Origin of the sequence: Agrococcus sp. KRD186 (assembly GCF_017168255.1) — a bacterium.
Classification (GTDB): Bacteria; Actinomycetota; Actinomycetes; order Actinomycetales; family Microbacteriaceae; genus Agrococcus.
In genome coordinates this window covers 513,198-528,829 of record NZ_JABFAP010000001.1, presented here as the reverse complement: position 1 = coordinate 528,829, position 15,632 = coordinate 513,198, and the positions used below count along the sequence as shown (strand labels likewise).

The following is a 15,632-nucleotide window of genomic DNA, read 5'->3' as shown; positions in this document are numbered from 1 at the left end:
GATGGACTGGCTGCGCGCGCTCCAGCACCTCCGCCGGGAGGGCCGCTCAGGCGTGCTCGTCACCGTCACCTCGGTGCGCGGCCACGCGCCGCGCGAGACGGGCGCCAAGATGGTGGTGACCGCCGGCGCCACCTGGGACAGCATCGGCGGCGGCAATCTCGAGGCGAGCGCCGTGGCGCGTGCGCGGGCGCTGCTGGCCGCCGGCACCGCGACGCCGGAGCGGCTGGAGCTCGCGCTCAACGAGCACGCCGCGAACGACTACGGGCGGCAGTGCTGCGGCGGCGAGGTGGCGCTGCTGCTCGAGCCGCAGCCCGCGCGCGCCGTGGTCGCGGTGTTCGGGCTCGGCCACGTGGGGCAGGAGCTGGCTCGCATCCTGTCGCGGCTGCCGCTGGCGGTGCGGCTGGTGGACAGCCGCGCGGCGCAGGTGCAGCAGCTGGCGGCGGTGGGGCTCGACGACGGGCTCGCCGATGTGCGCCTGATCCATGCGCCGGCGCCCGAGACCGTGCTCGCCGCCCTGCCCGCCGAGGCGCACGTGCTCGTGCTCACGCACGACCACGCCGAGGATCTCGTGCTGTGCGAGGCCGCGCTGCGACGCGGCGATCTCGCCTCGGTCGGCGTGATCGGCTCCTCCGCGAAGTGGCAGCGGTTCCGCAAGCGCCTGCGCGAGGCGGGGCACGCCGACGCCGCCATCGACACCATCACCAGCCCCATCGGGCTGCCGGAGCTGCGCGGCAAGGAGCCGGCCGTGATCGCGATCAGCGTCGCCGCCGCCCTCGTGCAGGTGCTGCAGCGCGAGCCCATGAGCGCGCTCGCCGGGCTGCGCAGCGCCGTGCGCGGCTAGGCTGCGGCCGTCTCGCCGAGCGCGCCCGCGGCCGCGAGCAGCTCGAGCGCCCGGATGCGCTCCGGCGTGCGTCCCTGCACGGCCATGATCAGCTCGTCCGCGTCCGCCTCGATCTGGAAGCGGCGGAGGGTCGCCGTCGCCTCCTCGCCGGTGCCGAGCGCGGTGTACTGCACCATCTTCGCGACGTGGGCGCCCTGCGGGCTCGCCGCCAGCGCATCCAGCTCGTCATCCCCGACCGTCGCGGCGACCGGGCTGTCGCGCAGCAGCAGGCTGCGCACCCGCGCTCGCACGACCTGCCGCTGCATCGTCATCGCCTCGTCGCGGGTGTCGGCGACGACGGCGTTGATGCCGGCGATCACGTAGGGCTCGGCGAGCTGCTCGCTGGGCTCGAAGCGCTCGCGGTAGACGGCGACCGCCTGGTGCAGCGCGTCGGGCGCGAAGTGCGAGGCGAAGGCGTAGGGCAGTCCGAGCGCGGCGGCGAGCTGCGCGCCGAACAGCGACGAGCCGAGGATGGTGAGCGGCACCTTGGTGCCGTGGCCGGGCACCGCCTTGATGCCGGGCACGACCGGCTCGCCTGCGAGGTAGCCGCGCAGCTCGACGACGTCCTGCGGGAACTGCTCGGAGGCGCGGATGTCGCGGCGCAGCGCCGTCCAGGTGCGCTGGTCGGTGCCTGGCGCGCGCCCGAGCCCGAGGTCGATGCGGCCGGGGTGCAGCTCGGCGAGCGTGCCGAACTGCTCGGCGATCACGAGCGGCGAGTGGTTGGGCAGCATGACGCCGCCGGCGCCGAGACGGATGGTCTTCGTGTGCGCGGCGATGTGCGCGATGAGCACGCTCGTGGCGCTCGAGGCGATGGTCGCCATGTTGTGGTGCTCGGCGTACCAGACCCGCGCGTAGCCGAGCCGCTCGGCGGCCTGCGCCAGCTCGACGGAGCCCGCCAGGCTCTCGGCGACAGCCTCGCCGGGGTTGATGTGGGCAAGGTCGAGGACAGAGAGACGCACCCGTCCAGCGTAGGCGTCGCGGACGCCTCCCGTGATCGCACGGCCCTACGGCGCGAGCCGGGTCAGTCTTGACCGTGCGGCTGGCGACACATGAGGCGAGCGCGCAAACCGAAGTGTGGACAACCCGCGCTGCAGTCGGTTTCATGGGGTACAGATAGAACCCAGCGACCGAAGGAGAGACCCGTGAGTCATCACGTGGAAGCCATGCTCGACACCTACCCGAAGGGTCTCGGTGGGATCGACAAGAAAGCGCTCGCGACGTGCATCGCCGCGTGTTTCGAGTGCGCACAGACGTGCACAGCGTGTGCCGACGCATGCCTGTCAGAGGACATGGTGGCGGAACTCACCAAGTGCATCCGCACCAACCTCGACTGCGCCGATGTGTGCGAAGTGACCGGGCGTCTGCTCTCGCGCCACACCGGATACGACGCCAACATCACCCGCGCCATCCTGGAGGCGTGCCAGACGGCGTGCAAGGCCTGCGCCGACGAGTGCGAACGGCACTCGCAGATGCATGAGCACTGCCGAGTGTGCGCCGAGGCATGCCGGCGCTGCGAGCGCGCATGCGCCGATCTGCTTGCCACGCTCGACTGAACTGCAGCGCGGACGACCAGCCAAGTCCCGACAACCATGTGCCGGCATCCATGCAGGGGGTGAATGGTGAGGTCGTGAGGCATAGCAAGTGACGTTGTGAACGGTCGATGGCAACACAGACATCGCCAGACCGTGACCCGGCTCGTCGAACAGCGTCGAACCAACGCACGGAGGGAAGCATCGATCATGGCGACGATGGAGCACGATGATGGCCACCAGCACGAGCAACGACAAGGCTCCAACGAGAGCGCACCTCGTTCCCACGGCGACATGAGGATGTACCTCCGCTTCGCCGCCATGATCCTGACGGGCATGGTCGTCATGTACGCGGCGATGTACGCGGGCTCGTGGGAGTGGGGCCATGTGCGGTGGAGCGAGAGCCGCTTGTTCATGGCGTTGACGATGGGCGGCGCGATGGGGCTCGTCATGCTCGCGTGGATGCTGCAGATGTACAAGAACCCCAAGGGCAACATCGCGGTGGTCGTAGTGAGCGTCCTGCTGCTTGGTGGCGGCATTGTCCTCGATCGCACCCAGGCCACAGTGAACGACATCGACTTCATGAGCGCGATGATTCCCCACCACTCGCTCGCGATCACGCGTTCCGAGCGCGCCGGCATCGAGGATCTCCGGGTGTGCGAGCTGGCGGTCGAGATCAGTGAGGCGCAACGGCGTGAGATCTTCGAGATGCAGTGGCTCATCGATGACATCGCCTCCAACGGAGCGGCGACCACACAACAGGACGCAGCGGCTCGTACTGTGCCGTCCTACCAAGAGTCCGCCGAGCGCCAGTGCTCGACTGACTGACGACGGCATCGCTGAAGCTGGCTTGGCGGTGTGCTGATCAACGCACAGATGCATGGGGACGGCGGGCCCGGATCCTATGGCACGGCCTTTGCCGCGCATCCACGCCGAGTAGAAGATGACCGGCAGGGACAGGATGAGCGCGAAGACGTCGTCGCGCAGACCGAACGGCGCCGGGACGCTGAAGCCGAGGTCCCGTCCGATGGGCGACCATAGCGTGATCGGCACCGACAGGATCGCCGCGACCAGGGACCGATTCCGCATGTCGCGGATCATCGACTCCATCGACACGCCGTGACCGCCTCCGTGACCCATGACCTCCTGCGCGTCGCGGGCGACGGGCTGGCGCTCGCTGACGTGGCCCATGCCGGCATGACCGTCGTTGGGGCACGGACCGGGACTGCGTCCGCCCGTCGTCGGCGCCCCCTCGGCAGCCGTCCCCGGATGGCCGCCGGAAGCCTCCTCGTGGCCCCCGAAGCCGGCGTCGGCCGGCTCAGCGCCGGCGCCCGCGCCCATCGGATCGCAGATGTGGTCGGGCACGGACCGGCCTGAGCAGTGATAGCCGCAGTCGCGGATCCACTCGGTCAGGTCAGCGATCGATGTCACCTTCGGGTCGAAGGTGACGTTCGCGCTCTGCGGGACGGGATTCGCTTCCACGCTCACCACACCCGGCCGGCGGGACAGGCTCGCCTCCGCGATCGACTTCGACGATGCCCAGTGGACACCGGCCACTTCCATCACGGCGGTCTGCGTCTTGTCGCTCACGCCGTCTCGTTCCCCTCAGGCATCGGTCGTGAGGCCCTGCCTCACTCGGGACTGCGTCCCGATCGTCAATATGCCGAGAGCATTCGACGGTGGGCGGTCGACTGCCGCCGGCTGGCTCGGCCCGCCACGGCTCGGATGGCGCGACGGGCCGAGGGATCGCCCTGTCGCCTCAGAGCGCCGAGAGCAGCTGCTCCATCTCGGCGATCTCCGCCTCCTGGTCCGCGACGATCTGGTCGGCCAGCTCGAGCGCCTCGGGGTTCTGGCCGTCCTGCAACTCGGTCTGGGCCATCTCCACGGCGCCCTTGTGGTGCGCGATCATGAGCTCGAGGAACTGGCGATCGAAGTCGACTCCAGAGCGGTCCCCGAGATCGGCCATCGCCTCTTCCTGGCTCATGCCGTTCATGTCCATGCCCATGTCCATCCCACCCATGGGCTCGGTCTCCTCTCCCCAGGCCTCGAGCCAGGAGGTCATCTTCTCGATCTCCGGCCCCTGGGCCGCGGAGATGCCCTCCGCGAGGGAACGGACCTCTTCGCTCTCCGCCTGCTCCATGGCGAGGTCGGCCATCTCGATGGCACCCTCGTGGTGGACGATCATCATCTGGGCGAACATTGTGTCCGCGTCGTTGTGGGTCTCGCTGGCGTCCCCGGATGCCGGCGCCGTCGACGCGGCACTCGTCGGTGCCGCGCTCGGCGTCGTGCTCCCCCCGCCGCTGCACGCGGCGAGCGTGAGGCTCACCGCGATGGCGGTACCGGCGACGACACCGAGCTTGCGCATGTTCTTCATCATCTTGATCTCTCCTTGACGCATTCGCAGCGCGGCTGACTGCGCCGCCGAAGCGCGCGGCGCGTCCGACCGTAGTCCGCCGCGCTGAGCACGGGGCGCCCGCACTGATCTTCACTGTCATGTCTATCGCGGATCGTGAGCCAGCGGCTCCCAGGGGCGTGGTCTTCACAGGACCTTCATGATCCGGCTCGGTCGGCTCCGCCTGCCGCGTGGCGGTCGGTCACCACGGGCAGCTCGACCGCGAAGACGGCTCCTCGGTCTGGCCCGTCGCTGCGGGCGCTGACCGAGCCGCCGTGGGCCTCCGTGATCGACCGGGCGATCGAAAGCCCGACGCCCGAGCCGCCGTGTGCCCGGTCGCGAGCCGTATCCACGCGGTAGAAGCGATCGAAGATGCGCGGCAGCTGCTCTGGCGTGATGCCCTCGCCGTCGTCGCGCACGATGACCCGGAGCCGATCGCCGACGCGTGCCGCACAGAGGCTGATGTGGCCACCGGGCGGGGTATGCCGCAGGGCGTTGTCCAGCAGGTTAGTGAGCACCTGGCCCAGCCGGTCGACATCCGCGTCGAGCAGGGCAGTCGCCGCGCTCGTTGCGACATCCACACTGAACCGCACGCCCGCGCCGGCGGCTCGTCCGGCGATCTGAGCGGCAGCGTCGTCGAGGAGCCGGCGTGCGGACACGCGCGTGCGCCGCATGGCGAGCCGTCCCTCCTCGGCCGTCGTGACCAGGGTGATGTCCTGACTGAGGCGGGTGAGGCGTGCGACCTGTGCCCGCAGCATCTGGATGGTCGGTTCGTCGGCGTGGGCGACGCCGTCGCGAATGGCTTCCAGATAAGCCTCCAAGATGGCAGCAGGTGTCCGCATCTCGTGAGCGAGCTCGCTGAGCATGCGGGTGCGGGCGGCCTCCATCCCGGCCAGGTCGGCCGCCATCGTGTTGAAGGCCCCGGCCAGCTCGTCGAACTCCGACCCCATGCCGATCAGCGGGGCGCGAGCCGAGTAGTCACCGACCGCAACCTGCTCGGCTGCGCGGCGGACCCCGATGAGCCGACGCTGGATCCGGCGGGCAAGGAACGCGCTGACGACGATCGAGCTGACCGCGGCGGCGACCAGCGCCAGCCCCAGGCTCAGCCCAGAGGCGGTGGCGAACGCTTCTCCCGCGTGCCGATTCACGGCCGGGTCGGCGGTGCCGGACTCGAGCAGGTGTGCGTCGAAGATGGGGGGCCCTATCGCAGAAGCCACGGCCCAGGCCGTCAGAGAGCCGGCGAGCACTGCGACGGCGGTCGCGGCGAGCAGCCGGCTGCTCAGCCCCCACGGGGGCCGCAGCGCGCCATCATCGAGCACCGCCGAGCCGTTCACCGGCCCGGCCCCATGCGGTAGCCGACACCGCGCACTGTGCAGATGAAGTCGGGCGCGGCGGGGTCATCGCCGAGCTTGCGGCGCATGTGCGCGACATGCACGTCGACGAGATGCTCGTCCCCGACCCAGTCCGGTCCCCAAACGTCATCGATGATCTGTCTGCGCGACAACGCCAGCTGGGGATGGCTGGCGAGTGCCATGAGGACATCGAACTCCGTCCTTGTCAGTCGCACCGGCTCGCCAGCGACGAGGACCTCCCGTCCCCCTGGGACCAGCGTGAGCACGCCGAACCTCAGCGGCGAGCTCGCCGCCCACCGAGCACGCCCACGCGGCCGACGCAGCATCGTCTTCACGCGGGCGACCAGCTCGCGAGGGCTGAACGGCTTGGTGATGTAGTCGTCCGCGCCGACCGAGAGGCCGAACAGCTTGTCGAACTCCTCGGCGCGGGCAGTGAGCATCACGACGTAGCAGTCGGAGAACGTTCGAAGCGCGCGGCATACCTCGATGCCGTCGGCGCCCGGAAGCCCAAGGTCGAGCACCACGACGTCTGGATCCCACTGGCGCGCGATCGAGAGCGCCTCCGCGCCGTCACCCGTGGTCTGGACGGCGAACCGGCTCCGCTGGAGGTACGTCGCGACGAGCCGGGCCAGCGGCTCCTCGTCCTCGACGACCAACACGCGGAGACCGGGGTCAGTCGGACTCATCATGGCCTTATCCTGCCCGGCTCTCGCAGCGGCAAGCCACTGGCGAGCCTACCTGCGTCTGTAGACACGCGACCGCGAGTCGCGCTGGAGACCCGGATGAGCGGCAGTACTACTCAGTTGGCCCGCCCACGATGGGCGGGCCAATCCTCTGCACGCTTAGGTGATGTCGATGAACACCGGTGCCGAGCCGCCGATGTCAACGCCGGCGATCACGGTGTTGAAGTCTCACCAGCCGCCGTGCACCGCACGGCCTCCGCCGATGTAGATGCCGATGTGCGCGCGCCTCACACCGCCGTCGGCGTAGTAGATGACGTCACCGGGCGAGGCGGCAGACATCGGGATCGTCGGGCCGAGGTTGAACAGCGAATTCATCCCGGAGTACGGCAGCCCCGCTGCGGCAATCGCCCGGCGCACCATCGCGACGCAGTCCTGTAAGACACCGACCTGCGCGATCGCAGCCTCCGCGATGACGCTGCCGGAGGCATCCGTCGCTGGGGCAGTCGAGGCCTGTGCGGGTTCGGACTGCGCTGCGGTGCCGCCGCCCGCGGTGCCGGCCGTCACCGCCGCGCGGGCCCGCTCCACTCGTTCCATCTCCGCTTCGAGATCCGTGCGAATCTGGGAGAGCTCCTCGGCCGTGGTCACCTGCACATCGAGGCGCTCGTCGCTGTCCGTTGCCTCCAGCGGTGACGACACCCGACACGGTCTGCGCGTTCGCGCTGAGACTCGACGGCAGTTGCTCAGCGCCGGTGTCAGCGGCGAACGCCGGCAGCGCGAGCGGTGTCGCAAGGCCGGTGGCTATGGCGATGACACCAATGCGGTTCGATGTCCTCAGATGGCTTCGAGCACCACTGCCGAGCCCTGGCCGCCGCCGCCGCAGATGCCGCTCGCGCCGATCGAGCCGGCGCCGAGCTGCTGCAGCCGCCGCGCCAGGTGGCCGACGATGCGCAGGCCCGAGGCGCCGATCGGGTGGCCCATGGCGATCGCGCCGCCGTTGGCGTTCACGATCTCGGGGTCGATGCCCAGCTGGCGGGTGGAGGCGACGCCGACCGCCGCGAAGGCCTCGTTGATCTCGACCGCCTGCAGGTCGCTCGTGCTCAGCCCGGCGCGCCCGAGCGCCTGCTCGATCGCGTCGGCCGGCTGCGAGTGCAGCGAGACGTCCTTGCCCGCCACGAAGCCCGTCGAGCGGATCTTCGCGAGACCCTGCAGCCCGTGCTCGGCTGCGTAGGCGTCGGAGACGAGCACGACGGCGGCGGCGCCGTCGGTGATCTGGGATGCGTTGCCGGCGGTGACCGTGCCGTCCTGCGTGAAGGCGGGGCGCAGCCCGGCGAGCGACTCGGCGGTCGTCTCGGCGCGCACGCCGTCGTCGGCGGAGACGGTCACGCTCTTGCGGCCGGCCTTCGCCTCGATCGGGACGATCTCGTCGTCGAGGGTGCCGTCGGCCTGCGCGCGGGCGAGCCGCGCGTGGGAGGCGGCGGCGAGCTCGTCCTGCTGCTCGCGGGTGATCTCGAACGTGCCGTTGTACTGGTCGGTCGACGCCCCCATCGCGACGCGGTCGAAGGCATCCGTCAGCCCATCGAACTGCATGGTGTCGATGAGGCTCGCGTTGCCGAACTTGCTGCCGGCGCGCATGGCCGCGGCGTGCGGGGCGAGCGTCATCGACTCCTGGCCGACCGCCACGACCACGTCGGCCTCGCCGAGCTGGATCATGCGGTGACCGGCCACGATCGCCTCGGTGCCGGAGAGGCAGACGGCGTTGATGCCGAGCGCCGGCACGGTCATCGGGATGCCGGCGCCGACGGCCGTCTGGCGCGGCGGGTTCTGGCCGACGGCGGCCTGCAGCACCTGGCCGACCACGACCGCGTCGACCGCGGAGGCCGCGACGCCGGCCTTCTCGAGCGCGTGCTTGGCGGCGTGCGCGCCGAGCTCGGTGGAGGGCGTCTGCGCCAGCTGGCCCAGGAACTTGGCGAACGGCGTGCGGGCGTAGCCGGCGATGATCGTCTCGGGCATGGGGCTGCTCCTTCGCAGGTGAGGGGTCAGCTCCAGCGTACCGCCGCCGGGCGTGAGCGGCACGTCAACCTGACGAGCGGTTCATCTCGGCGCCGCACGGTCCGATGTCCGCGCCGCTCGCGGGCTGTATCGAGATCGGTCTATATTGAAGACGTTCCGTTCCTTCTCCGAGTTCGCGAGGCGACCATGACGACCACCGGGAGCGCAGCAGCGTGCGATCGCGTCGACTCCGCGAGCGCCATCGATGAGGCCACCGCCGTCCCGATGGCTGCGGTGGCCAAGGCGATGGGCGACCCGCTGCGGCTGCGGATGCTCTCGATGATCGCGGCCGCCCCGGGCGATGAGGCGTGCGTGTGCGATCTCGCCGAGCTGTCCGCCGTCTCGCAGCCGACCGTCTCGCACCACCTCAAGGTGCTGCGAGAGGCTGGTGTGCTCACCGCTGAGCGGCGCGGCACCTGGGTGTACTACCGGTTCGCGCCCGCGATGCAGCGCGCAGTGAGCGCCCTCATCGATGGACTCGGGCGTGCGCTGCCCTCCGATGCGCAGCCCTATTGGCACCCCGGCCAGGGCGACCGCGATCTCGTCGACGTCGATGGGCGCCTGTCCCGCATGGCGCGACGCCTCGCCGATGCGACGCCCGACCTCTCGGGCGACGCGGTGCTGCGCATCGTGCGAGAGTCCTACGCGGCGCTGGCGCGAGCCTCGCGCGTCTCGAGTCACCTGCTGGTGCTCACCGAGCGCTTCGCACAGCAGCGGATCGCCGACGTGCTGCGCGACCGCATCGCGAGCGCACCGCACGTGCTGTTCGTCTGCGTGCAGAACGCCGGTCGCTCGCAGCTGGCTGCCGCCCTCGTCGAGCAGCGCTCCGGCGGCCGTGTCGTCGCCCGTTCGGCCGGCTCGATGCCCGCCGCCGACGTGCACCCCGAGGTGCGCGCGCTCATCGACGAGCTGGGCGTCGACGGCGACCCCTTCCCCAAGCCGCTCACCGACGACGCCGTGCGCGCCGCCGACGTGGTCGTCACGATGGGCTGCGGCGACGTCTGCCCGATCATCCCGGGCGTCCGCTACGAGGATTGGGCGGTGGGCGACCCCGCCCTCGCCTCCCCCGAGGGCGTGCGCGCCATCCGCGACGACATCGCGCGACGCGTGGAGCACCTGCTCGCCGAGCTCGCCCCCGCCACCTGAACGCATCCGACCACCAGACGAGGAACACCATGACCGACACCCCGACTCCCGCCGCCCACACTCCCAGCGCGCTCTTCGTGTGCGTGCACAACGCGGGTCGTTCGCAGATGGCAGCGGGCTTCCTGCGCGAGCTCTCAGGCGGCGCGATCGAGGTGCGCTCGGCCGGCAGCATGCCCGCCGAGCAGATCAACCCGGTGGCGGTCGAGGCGATGCGCGAGGCAGGCATCGACATCACCGCCGAGTCGCCGAAAGTGCTGACGACGGATGCGGTGCGCACCTCCGATGTCGTCATCACGATGGGCTGCGGTGACGCCTGCCCGATCTTCCCAGGCAAGCGCTACGAGGACTGGGAGCTCGCCGATCCGGCGGGTCAGGGCATCGAGTCGGTGCGACCGATCCGTGACGAGATCGAGCAGCGCATCCGCGGTCTGCTGACCTCGCTCGGCATCGAACCTGTGCGGTAGCCGAGCGCGCGCGTGCCGCATCAGAGATAGAACAGAGGCACGACGACGAGAGGAGTCGCACGATGAGCGAGCAGGACAAGCAGTCGCAGCAGCCCGAGGGGGGCGCGGAGCACGACGAGCAGCCGCCGACGCCCGATCAGCACGACCCGACGACCGAGGAGGACACGGCCTCGGGAGGCGCGCCTCAGCCGCCCGCCTGAGCAGAGCTGCCACGACGAGAGGCCTCGCGGATCGCGAGGCCTCTCGTCGTGCAGGTGGGTCAGCGGACGATGCCGAAGCCGCCCGTCCAGCTGATCTGCTCACCGGCGGCGAGCGTGAGCTGCAGGAAGCCGAGGGCCTCGAGCTCGTGTGCACGGGCGAGGCTGCCGGCGTCGATCGCGTCGGCACCGCCGGCCTTGACGGCTGCGATGAGCGCGGCCTTGGCGTCGGCGTCATCACCGGCGACGAGCACGGTGGTGGTGAGCGCGCCGACCTGCTTCGATGCGAGCGTGGCCGCGAAGGTGGTGTTGAACGCCTTGAGCACGGCGGAGCCCGGCAGCAGCGCCGCGAGCTGTGCCGCAGCCGATGAGCCGGCGGGCACGACGAGCGAGTCGAAGGTCTCGAAGTTGAGCGGGTTGGTGATGTCGACCACGGTCTTGCCCGCGAGCTGCTCGCGGTACTGCTCGGCGATCGGCGCCAGCGCGGCGTAGGGCACGGCCAGCACGACGATGTCGCCCTGCACCTGCTGCGTCTCGCCGGAGCCGATGTGCTGCACGTCGGCGCCGCCCGCAGCGAGCAGGCCGCCGATCGCGGTGCCCATGGTGCCGGTGCCGAAGATGGTGATCGAGGTCATTGCATGTTCCTTTGCTCTGGGGCGGCGTGATGTCGCCGCGCAGAGTGCAGCGCTTATGGCCGCTATGCGATTCCCCAATACCCTCCGGTTCGCTCACGGCTGAACGGCGATGCTCACCATCCAGAGCACGCCCCAGCGATCGACGAGCATGCCGAAGGTGTCGCCCCAGGGTGCGCGCTCGAGCGGCTGCAGCACCTCCGCGCCGTCGCCGAGCCCATCCCAGTAGCGCCGCAGCAGCTCGGCGTCGTCGCCGGAGATCGAGACCTGCTGGCGCCCGCGGTCGAGCCGCATCGCCGACGGCGAGTCGCTGGCCATGATCGTGTGCCCGTCGGCGGTCGTGAGCTGCGAGTGCATGATGCGCTCGGCGTCCGCTGGGTCCTCCGCCATGCCGCCGTCGGCGAAGGTGGAGACGACCAGGTCGCCGCCGAAGACGCCGTGGTAGAAGTTCATCGCCTCGCGGGCGTCGCGCTCGAAGGCCAGGTACGGGTTGAGCAGTGTCGTCATCGTCGTCCCTCCTGCGGCCGCACGGCCGACGCTGCTCAGCATTCCGCAGCGGCTCGCCGCCCGCCAGGGGTCACTCCGCGGTGCTGAGCGCGAAGCGCCAGGCCTCGGCGATCGCCGCATCGATGCCGCGGGGCGAGCGCGCATCGCCGATGACGGTCACGGGCACGCCCAGGCTCGCCTCCAGTGCCTCGGCGCTCAGGCCCTCGACCGTCGCCGACTGCCGGGGCGTGAGCGCGACGATGGCGGTGGGCGGCTGGAGCCGCGTCTCGCCACCGGTCAGCGCATCGACGGCGACGACCGCGTCGCCTGCCGCGCGCACCCGCGAGCTGGTGATGCGCGTGAAGTCTCCGGCGGCGAGCGTGCGCTGCACGAGCTGCCGCTCGTAGCCGGTGCCCACGTGCGGCAGCAGCTGCTCGAACGGTGTCACGACCTCCACGCTGGCGCCGGCTACCACCAGGCTCAGCAGCACGCCGGAGGCGTAGGCGGTGCCGTCGTCGTCGACCACCAGCACGCGCCCGCCCAGGCCCGCAGGGTCATCCATCGCCGTCCACGCATCGATCGTCACCGGCCGCTCCCCCGCGAAGGCGCCGTCGACGGCGAGTGCGGTCCCCTCGGGCGCGCGGGCGCCCGCCGCCAGCACGACGCCGTCGGGCGAGGTCGCGCGGATCGATTCGAGCGTCGCGGGCGTGGCCAGCCGGATGTCGACGCCGGCGGCGCGCGCGTCGCGCTCCAGGTCGGCCACCAGCAGCGACACCGAGGCCCTGCCCGGCACGCGGGCAGCGCGCCGCAGCTGGCCGCCGAGCTGCTCGTCGCGCTCGAGCAGGGTCACCGTGTGCCCGAGCTGCGCGAGATCCAGCGCCGCGCGCATGCCCGCGGGCCCCCCGCCGACGACCGTCCAGCGCCCTGGCCGCGCTGCTCGGGCGGGCACCGGCTCGAGCTCGTGGCCCGCCGCGGGGTTGACGGTGCAGGTGACGGCCAGGCCCACGCTGCCGCGCCCCAGGCAGCCCTGGTTCAACCGGATGCAGTGGCGGATGCCGCCGGTCGCGCCGCTGAGCAGCTTGCTGGCGAGATCGGGGTCGGCGAGCTGGCCGCGGGTGAGCGCCACCATGTCGGCGATGCCGCTGGCCAGCACCTCCTCCGCCGCCTCCACCGAGGTGGCGGCGCCGACGCCGAACACCGGGATGTCGGGATTCGCGCGCTTGAGCGCCGCGACGTCGTCGCGCAGCCAGGCGACCGGCATCGCCGAGGACGGGAACACCCAGTGCACGTCGTGGTAGCCGCCCGCGGCCGTGTCGAGGAAGTCGACGCGCGCCTCCCCCCGCAGCGCCGCGACGATCTCGCGGCAGTCGGCGGCGTCGAGCCCGGCCTCGTTGTGCTCGTTCGCCACGATCCGGATGCCGACGGTGAAGTCGTCGCCCACGCGTGCCCGCACCGCCCGCAGCACCTCGCGCGGGAACCGGGTGCGCGCCTCCAGGTCGCCGCCGTACGCATCCGTTCGACGGTTGTAGAGCGGGCTGAGGAACTGGTGCAGCAGGTAGCCGTGCGCCATGTGGATCTCGACGCCGTCGAAGCCACCCAGCCGGGAGCGCTCGGCCGCGTCGGCCCATGCGGTCACGAGGCCGGCGATGTCGCGCTCGCTCGCCGCACGCGTGGCCGCGCCGGTCGAGGGCGAGAGGATGCGGCTGGGCGCGAGCACCGCGCGCGGCCCGTCAGGGCCCTCGGGCGATGCCTGCGCGCCGTGGTGGTTGAGCTGCACGAGCACGCGCGCGCCGGCGTCGTGGATCGCGTCGGTCATGCGGCGGTTGGCATCGACCGCCTCCCGGCGCCAGGCGTCCTGGAAGCCGCGCGTGGCCGCGCTCGGGTGCACGAGGTGGTTGCCGGCGACGAAGAGGCCGCAGCCGCCCTGCGCGCGGCGCACGAAGTAGGCGGTCTCGCGATCGGATTCGACCCGATCGGAGTACTGCTTCGAGTGCGCGGCCTGCATCAGGCGGTTCGGGGTCTCGAAGCTGCCGATGCGCAGCGGCTGGGCGAGGAGGCTCACGGCTCGATCCTGGCAGTCGATCGCCGCGAGCGCGGCAGGAATCGCCCCGAATCGGATGCGGAGCATGCGAAAGCCACGTAGCATGAATATGCACTTCATGCACGAATGCGAGGGTCTCCCGGTGGACGAGCAGCCCGAGCGCGAGCCCGCGGGCTCCGCAGACGCTGAGGCGCGGCGCCGCATCGTGGTGCTCGCCGAGCTTCGTCGACGCCGCAATCGGCGGCGCTGGATCGTCGGGCTCTCCACGGTCGCCGCGACCGCGCTGATCGTCTCCGGTTCCGTGGTCGCCTGGAGCTCGCAGGCGCGCGCCGGCGAGCTCGCCGGCAAGATCGAGGCCTGGCACGAGGAGCACGACCGCGCCAGCTGCGAGCTCGCGGTGCGGATCGTGAGCGCCGTGGGGCTCGAGCGCCGCGCGCAGGACGTGCTCGAGGCGGCCGAGCACGTGGGCGGCGCGAGCTGGCTGCTGCCCGATGGCGAGCGCGCCGCGTTCGCGAGCGATCGCGAAGCGCTGCTGCAGACCATCGCCGACGGCGGCTTCGTCACCGCGGAGGATCGCGAGCTGGCGGACACCTGGGAGGCGCGGGCCGCCGCCGCGGAGGACCCGCAGTCCTTCGACGTGCTCGAGGCGTGCATCGCCGCCGCCGCCGCGGAGCGCGAGCCCGTCTCTGGGGTCACCGCCGAGCGCGCCGACGCGCTCGCCCGCGAGCTGCGGGCGCTCGGCGACCCGCGCGACTTCGACGATGCGCGCATCGACCAGCTCGAGGCGGCGATCGACCGCTTGCGGGTCTCTGCGGCGGCGACGGCGCAGGGCAGGGCCGACTTCGCGTCGCTGCAGGCAGAGCTCGACCTCGCGCCCGATCAGGCCATCGCGAGCCTGCGCGACTCCGACGCGCATCTCACCGCTGTGCTCGGCGTGCTGCGCGCCGGTCACACGCCCTCCGACGTGCTCGACCTGGTCGAGAGCCTCACCCTGCACCTGGCATCCGCGTGGATGGCCGAGGCCTGGCAGCTCGAGGCGCAGGGCGAGGCCGAGGCCGCTGCAGCGCTCGCGGCCGCGTCGCAGAGCACGAGGGACGCGATCGCGAACGCCGCGCCGCGGCCGGTCACCGACCCCGGCATCACGCGCCCGGTGCCCCCGACCGTGCCGCCGCGCGGGGACGCCCCCGGGCCGACCCTGCCCGCGCCCACCACAGCGCCGACGCAGCCGGTGCAGCCTGCGCCGACCCAGCCTGCGCCGACCCAGCCTCCGCCGACCCAGCCTGCGCCGACGACGCCCGCGCCTGAGCCGGTGGAGCCCGCACCCACCGAGCCGGCGCAGCCCGCACCCGAGCCGGAGCCCGAGCACGACCCCGAGCAGCCTGCGCCCCCCGCGCTGGGTGGCATCGAGCTGCCGCCGCCGACGCAGTCGGAGCAGCACTCGGGCGAGTGAGCCGCGAGCGGAGGTCGCCGACCGAGGCGGCGGCTACGATCGAAGCATGACTGTCACGACCATCACGATGTACGGCGCTGATTGGTGCCGCGACTGCCGCCGCACCAAGGCGCAGCTGGACGGGCTCGGCATCGACTACGCGTACATCGACATCGAGCACGACGACGCGGCGGCCGAAGAGGCCAAGCGCATCTCCGGCCGCATGAACATCCCCGTCGTCGTCTTCCCCGACGGCAGCCACCAGGTGGAGCCCTCCAACGCCGACGTCGAGGCGAAGCTGGCCGAGCTCTCGCTGCGCTGAGCCGCCCCTGAGCGGGGCGGCGCCCCATCA

The 15,632-nt window shown here is 71.6% G+C and carries 18 protein-coding genes and 1 pseudogene; 9 read left to right on the top strand and 10 right to left on the bottom strand.

The genetic code is table 11. From position 1 onward, the window contains the following. Position 1: 1 nt before the first annotated feature. Positions 2-841, top strand: a complete 840-nt coding sequence (gene xdhC / locus J1M46_RS02685) for a xanthine dehydrogenase accessory protein XdhC (protein ID WP_206446413.1) — start codon at positions 2-4, stop codon at positions 839-841. On the opposite strand, the gene J1M46_RS02680 is transcribed toward xdhC, so the two are convergent. Next, complete coding sequence (locus J1M46_RS02680; RefSeq protein ID WP_206446412.1) at positions 838-1,839, bottom strand: MsnO8 family LLM class oxidoreductase; 1,002 nt, start codon at positions 1,837-1,839, stop codon at positions 838-840. The two genes, xdhC and J1M46_RS02680, sit on opposite strands and share 4 nt — an antisense overlap. A 183-nt stretch (positions 1,840-2,022) precedes the next feature. Between J1M46_RS02680 and J1M46_RS02675 the strand changes: the two genes are divergently transcribed. The 3 genes from J1M46_RS02675 to J1M46_RS15190 all read left to right on the top strand — a co-directional run bounded on the left by J1M46_RS02675 (position 2,023) and on the right by J1M46_RS15190 (position 3,532). After that, positions 2,023-2,433, top strand: coding sequence for a four-helix bundle copper-binding protein (locus J1M46_RS02675; protein WP_206446411.1), 411 nt, complete (start codon positions 2,023-2,025; stop codon positions 2,431-2,433). Positions 2,434-2,619: 186 nt separating this feature from the next. Beyond that, entirely contained in the window at positions 2,620-3,237 is a 618-nt protein-coding gene (locus J1M46_RS02670) for a DUF305 domain-containing protein (RefSeq protein WP_241248985.1), read from the top strand. A gap of 115 nt (positions 3,238-3,352) precedes the next feature. Further along, entirely contained in the window at positions 3,353-3,532 is a 180-nt protein-coding gene (locus J1M46_RS15190) for a hypothetical protein (RefSeq protein WP_241248983.1), read from the top strand. 269 nt (positions 3,533-3,801) lie between these two features. Here the strand turns inward: J1M46_RS15190 and J1M46_RS15185 are convergent. The 6 genes and pseudogenes from J1M46_RS15185 to J1M46_RS02640 all read right to left on the bottom strand — a co-directional run. After that, a pseudogene (locus tag J1M46_RS15185) lies at positions 3,802-3,972 on the bottom strand (heavy-metal-associated domain-containing protein); the annotation flags it as partial. A gap of 196 nt (positions 3,973-4,168) precedes the next feature. Next, positions 4,169-4,786 carry a DUF305 domain-containing protein gene (locus J1M46_RS02660; RefSeq protein WP_342384241.1) on the bottom strand — a complete coding sequence of 206 codons (618 nt, stop codon included), beginning with the start codon at positions 4,784-4,786 and terminating at the stop codon, positions 4,169-4,171. 173 nt (positions 4,787-4,959) lie between these two features. After that, entirely contained in the window at positions 4,960-6,120 is a 1,161-nt protein-coding gene (locus J1M46_RS02655; protein ID WP_342384240.1) for a sensor histidine kinase, read from the bottom strand. Between the two features lie 11 nt (positions 6,121-6,131). Beyond that, the gene (locus J1M46_RS02650) at positions 6,132-6,842 is read right to left on the bottom strand and encodes a response regulator transcription factor (RefSeq protein ID WP_206446410.1); all 711 of its coding nucleotides are present in this window, start codon (positions 6,840-6,842) and stop codon (positions 6,132-6,134) included. A gap of 222 nt (positions 6,843-7,064) precedes the next feature. Next, entirely contained in the window at positions 7,065-7,625 is a 561-nt protein-coding gene (locus tag J1M46_RS02645; protein ID WP_206446409.1) for an NlpC/P60 family protein, read from the bottom strand. A 42-nt stretch (positions 7,626-7,667) separates the two neighbouring features. Continuing rightward, a complete protein-coding gene (locus tag J1M46_RS02640) occupies positions 7,668-8,846 on the bottom strand; it encodes an acetyl-CoA C-acyltransferase (RefSeq protein WP_206446408.1) in 1,179 nt (392 codons plus the stop codon). 186 nt (positions 8,847-9,032) lie between these two features. Here J1M46_RS02640 and J1M46_RS02635 point away from each other — a divergent pair, with 186 nt between their 5' ends. From J1M46_RS02635 to J1M46_RS02625, 3 genes are all read left to right on the top strand, one after another. Then, positions 9,033-10,031, top strand: a complete 999-nt coding sequence (locus J1M46_RS02635) for a metalloregulator ArsR/SmtB family transcription factor (protein ID WP_206446407.1) — start codon at positions 9,033-9,035, stop codon at positions 10,029-10,031. A 29-nt stretch (positions 10,032-10,060) separates the two neighbouring features. Continuing rightward, positions 10,061-10,495, top strand: a complete 435-nt coding sequence (locus tag J1M46_RS02630) for an arsenate reductase ArsC (RefSeq protein ID WP_206446406.1) — start codon at positions 10,061-10,063, stop codon at positions 10,493-10,495. A gap of 62 nt (positions 10,496-10,557) precedes the next feature. Then, a complete protein-coding gene (locus J1M46_RS02625; RefSeq protein WP_206446405.1) occupies positions 10,558-10,695 on the top strand; it encodes a hypothetical protein in 138 nt (45 codons plus the stop codon). 59 nt (positions 10,696-10,754) lie between these two features. Here J1M46_RS02625 and J1M46_RS02620 read toward each other — a convergent pair whose 3' ends face one another. The 3 genes from J1M46_RS02620 to J1M46_RS02610 form a co-directional block, all read right to left on the bottom strand. Further along, positions 10,755-11,327 (bottom strand): NADPH-dependent F420 reductase, encoded by a 573-nt coding sequence (locus tag J1M46_RS02620; protein WP_206446404.1) that lies wholly within the window; start codon positions 11,325-11,327, stop codon positions 10,755-10,757. Between the two features lie 93 nt (positions 11,328-11,420). Next, positions 11,421-11,831 carry a VOC family protein gene (locus J1M46_RS02615; protein WP_206446403.1) on the bottom strand — a complete coding sequence of 137 codons (411 nt, stop codon included), beginning with the start codon at positions 11,829-11,831 and terminating at the stop codon, positions 11,421-11,423. Positions 11,832-11,901: 70 nt separating this feature from the next. Then, the gene (locus J1M46_RS02610; RefSeq protein ID WP_342384239.1) at positions 11,902-13,872 is read right to left on the bottom strand and encodes an FAD-dependent oxidoreductase; all 1,971 of its coding nucleotides are present in this window, start codon (positions 13,870-13,872) and stop codon (positions 11,902-11,904) included. Positions 13,873-13,993: 121 nt separating this feature from the next. On the opposite strand from J1M46_RS02610, the gene J1M46_RS02605 reads away from it, so the two are divergent. Both J1M46_RS02605 and J1M46_RS02600 read left to right on the top strand, forming a co-directional pair. After that, the gene (locus J1M46_RS02605; protein ID WP_206446401.1) at positions 13,994-15,301 is read left to right on the top strand and encodes a hypothetical protein; all 1,308 of its coding nucleotides are present in this window, start codon (positions 13,994-13,996) and stop codon (positions 15,299-15,301) included. A gap of 46 nt (positions 15,302-15,347) precedes the next feature. Further along, positions 15,348-15,602: a mycoredoxin gene (locus J1M46_RS02600; RefSeq protein ID WP_206446400.1), complete on the top strand. Its 255-nt coding sequence runs from the start codon at positions 15,348-15,350 to the stop codon at positions 15,600-15,602. Positions 15,603-15,632: the final 30 nt, after the last annotated feature.

Coding starts and splice junctions, on each gene's coding strand:
- xdhC (WP_206446413.1), top strand. CDS start 2: ATGGACTGGCTGCGCGCGCTCCAGCACCTCCGCCGGGAGGGCCGCTCA.
- J1M46_RS02670 (WP_241248985.1), top strand. CDS start 2,620: ATGGCGACGATGGAGCACGATGATGGCCACCAGCACGAGCAACGACAA.
- J1M46_RS02630 (WP_206446406.1), top strand. CDS start 10,061: ATGACCGACACCCCGACTCCCGCCGCCCACACTCCCAGCGCGCTCTTC.
- J1M46_RS02620 (WP_206446404.1), bottom strand. CDS start 11,327: ATGACCTCGATCACCATCTTCGGCACCGGCACCATGGGCACCGCGATC.
- J1M46_RS02635 (WP_206446407.1), top strand. CDS start 9,033: ATGACGACCACCGGGAGCGCAGCAGCGTGCGATCGCGTCGACTCCGCG.
- J1M46_RS02660 (WP_342384241.1), bottom strand. CDS start 4,786: ATGATGAAGAACATGCGCAAGCTCGGTGTCGTCGCCGGTACCGCCATC.
- J1M46_RS02625 (WP_206446405.1), top strand. CDS start 10,558: ATGAGCGAGCAGGACAAGCAGTCGCAGCAGCCCGAGGGGGGCGCGGAG.
- J1M46_RS02600 (WP_206446400.1), top strand. CDS start 15,348: ATGACTGTCACGACCATCACGATGTACGGCGCTGATTGGTGCCGCGAC.
- J1M46_RS02640 (WP_206446408.1), bottom strand. CDS start 8,846: ATGCCCGAGACGATCATCGCCGGCTACGCCCGCACGCCGTTCGCCAAG.
- J1M46_RS02650 (WP_206446410.1), bottom strand. CDS start 6,842: ATGATGAGTCCGACTGACCCCGGTCTCCGCGTGTTGGTCGTCGAGGAC.
- J1M46_RS15190 (WP_241248983.1), top strand. CDS start 3,353: ATGACCGGCAGGGACAGGATGAGCGCGAAGACGTCGTCGCGCAGACCG.
- J1M46_RS02615 (WP_206446403.1), bottom strand. CDS start 11,831: ATGACGACACTGCTCAACCCGTACCTGGCCTTCGAGCGCGACGCCCGC.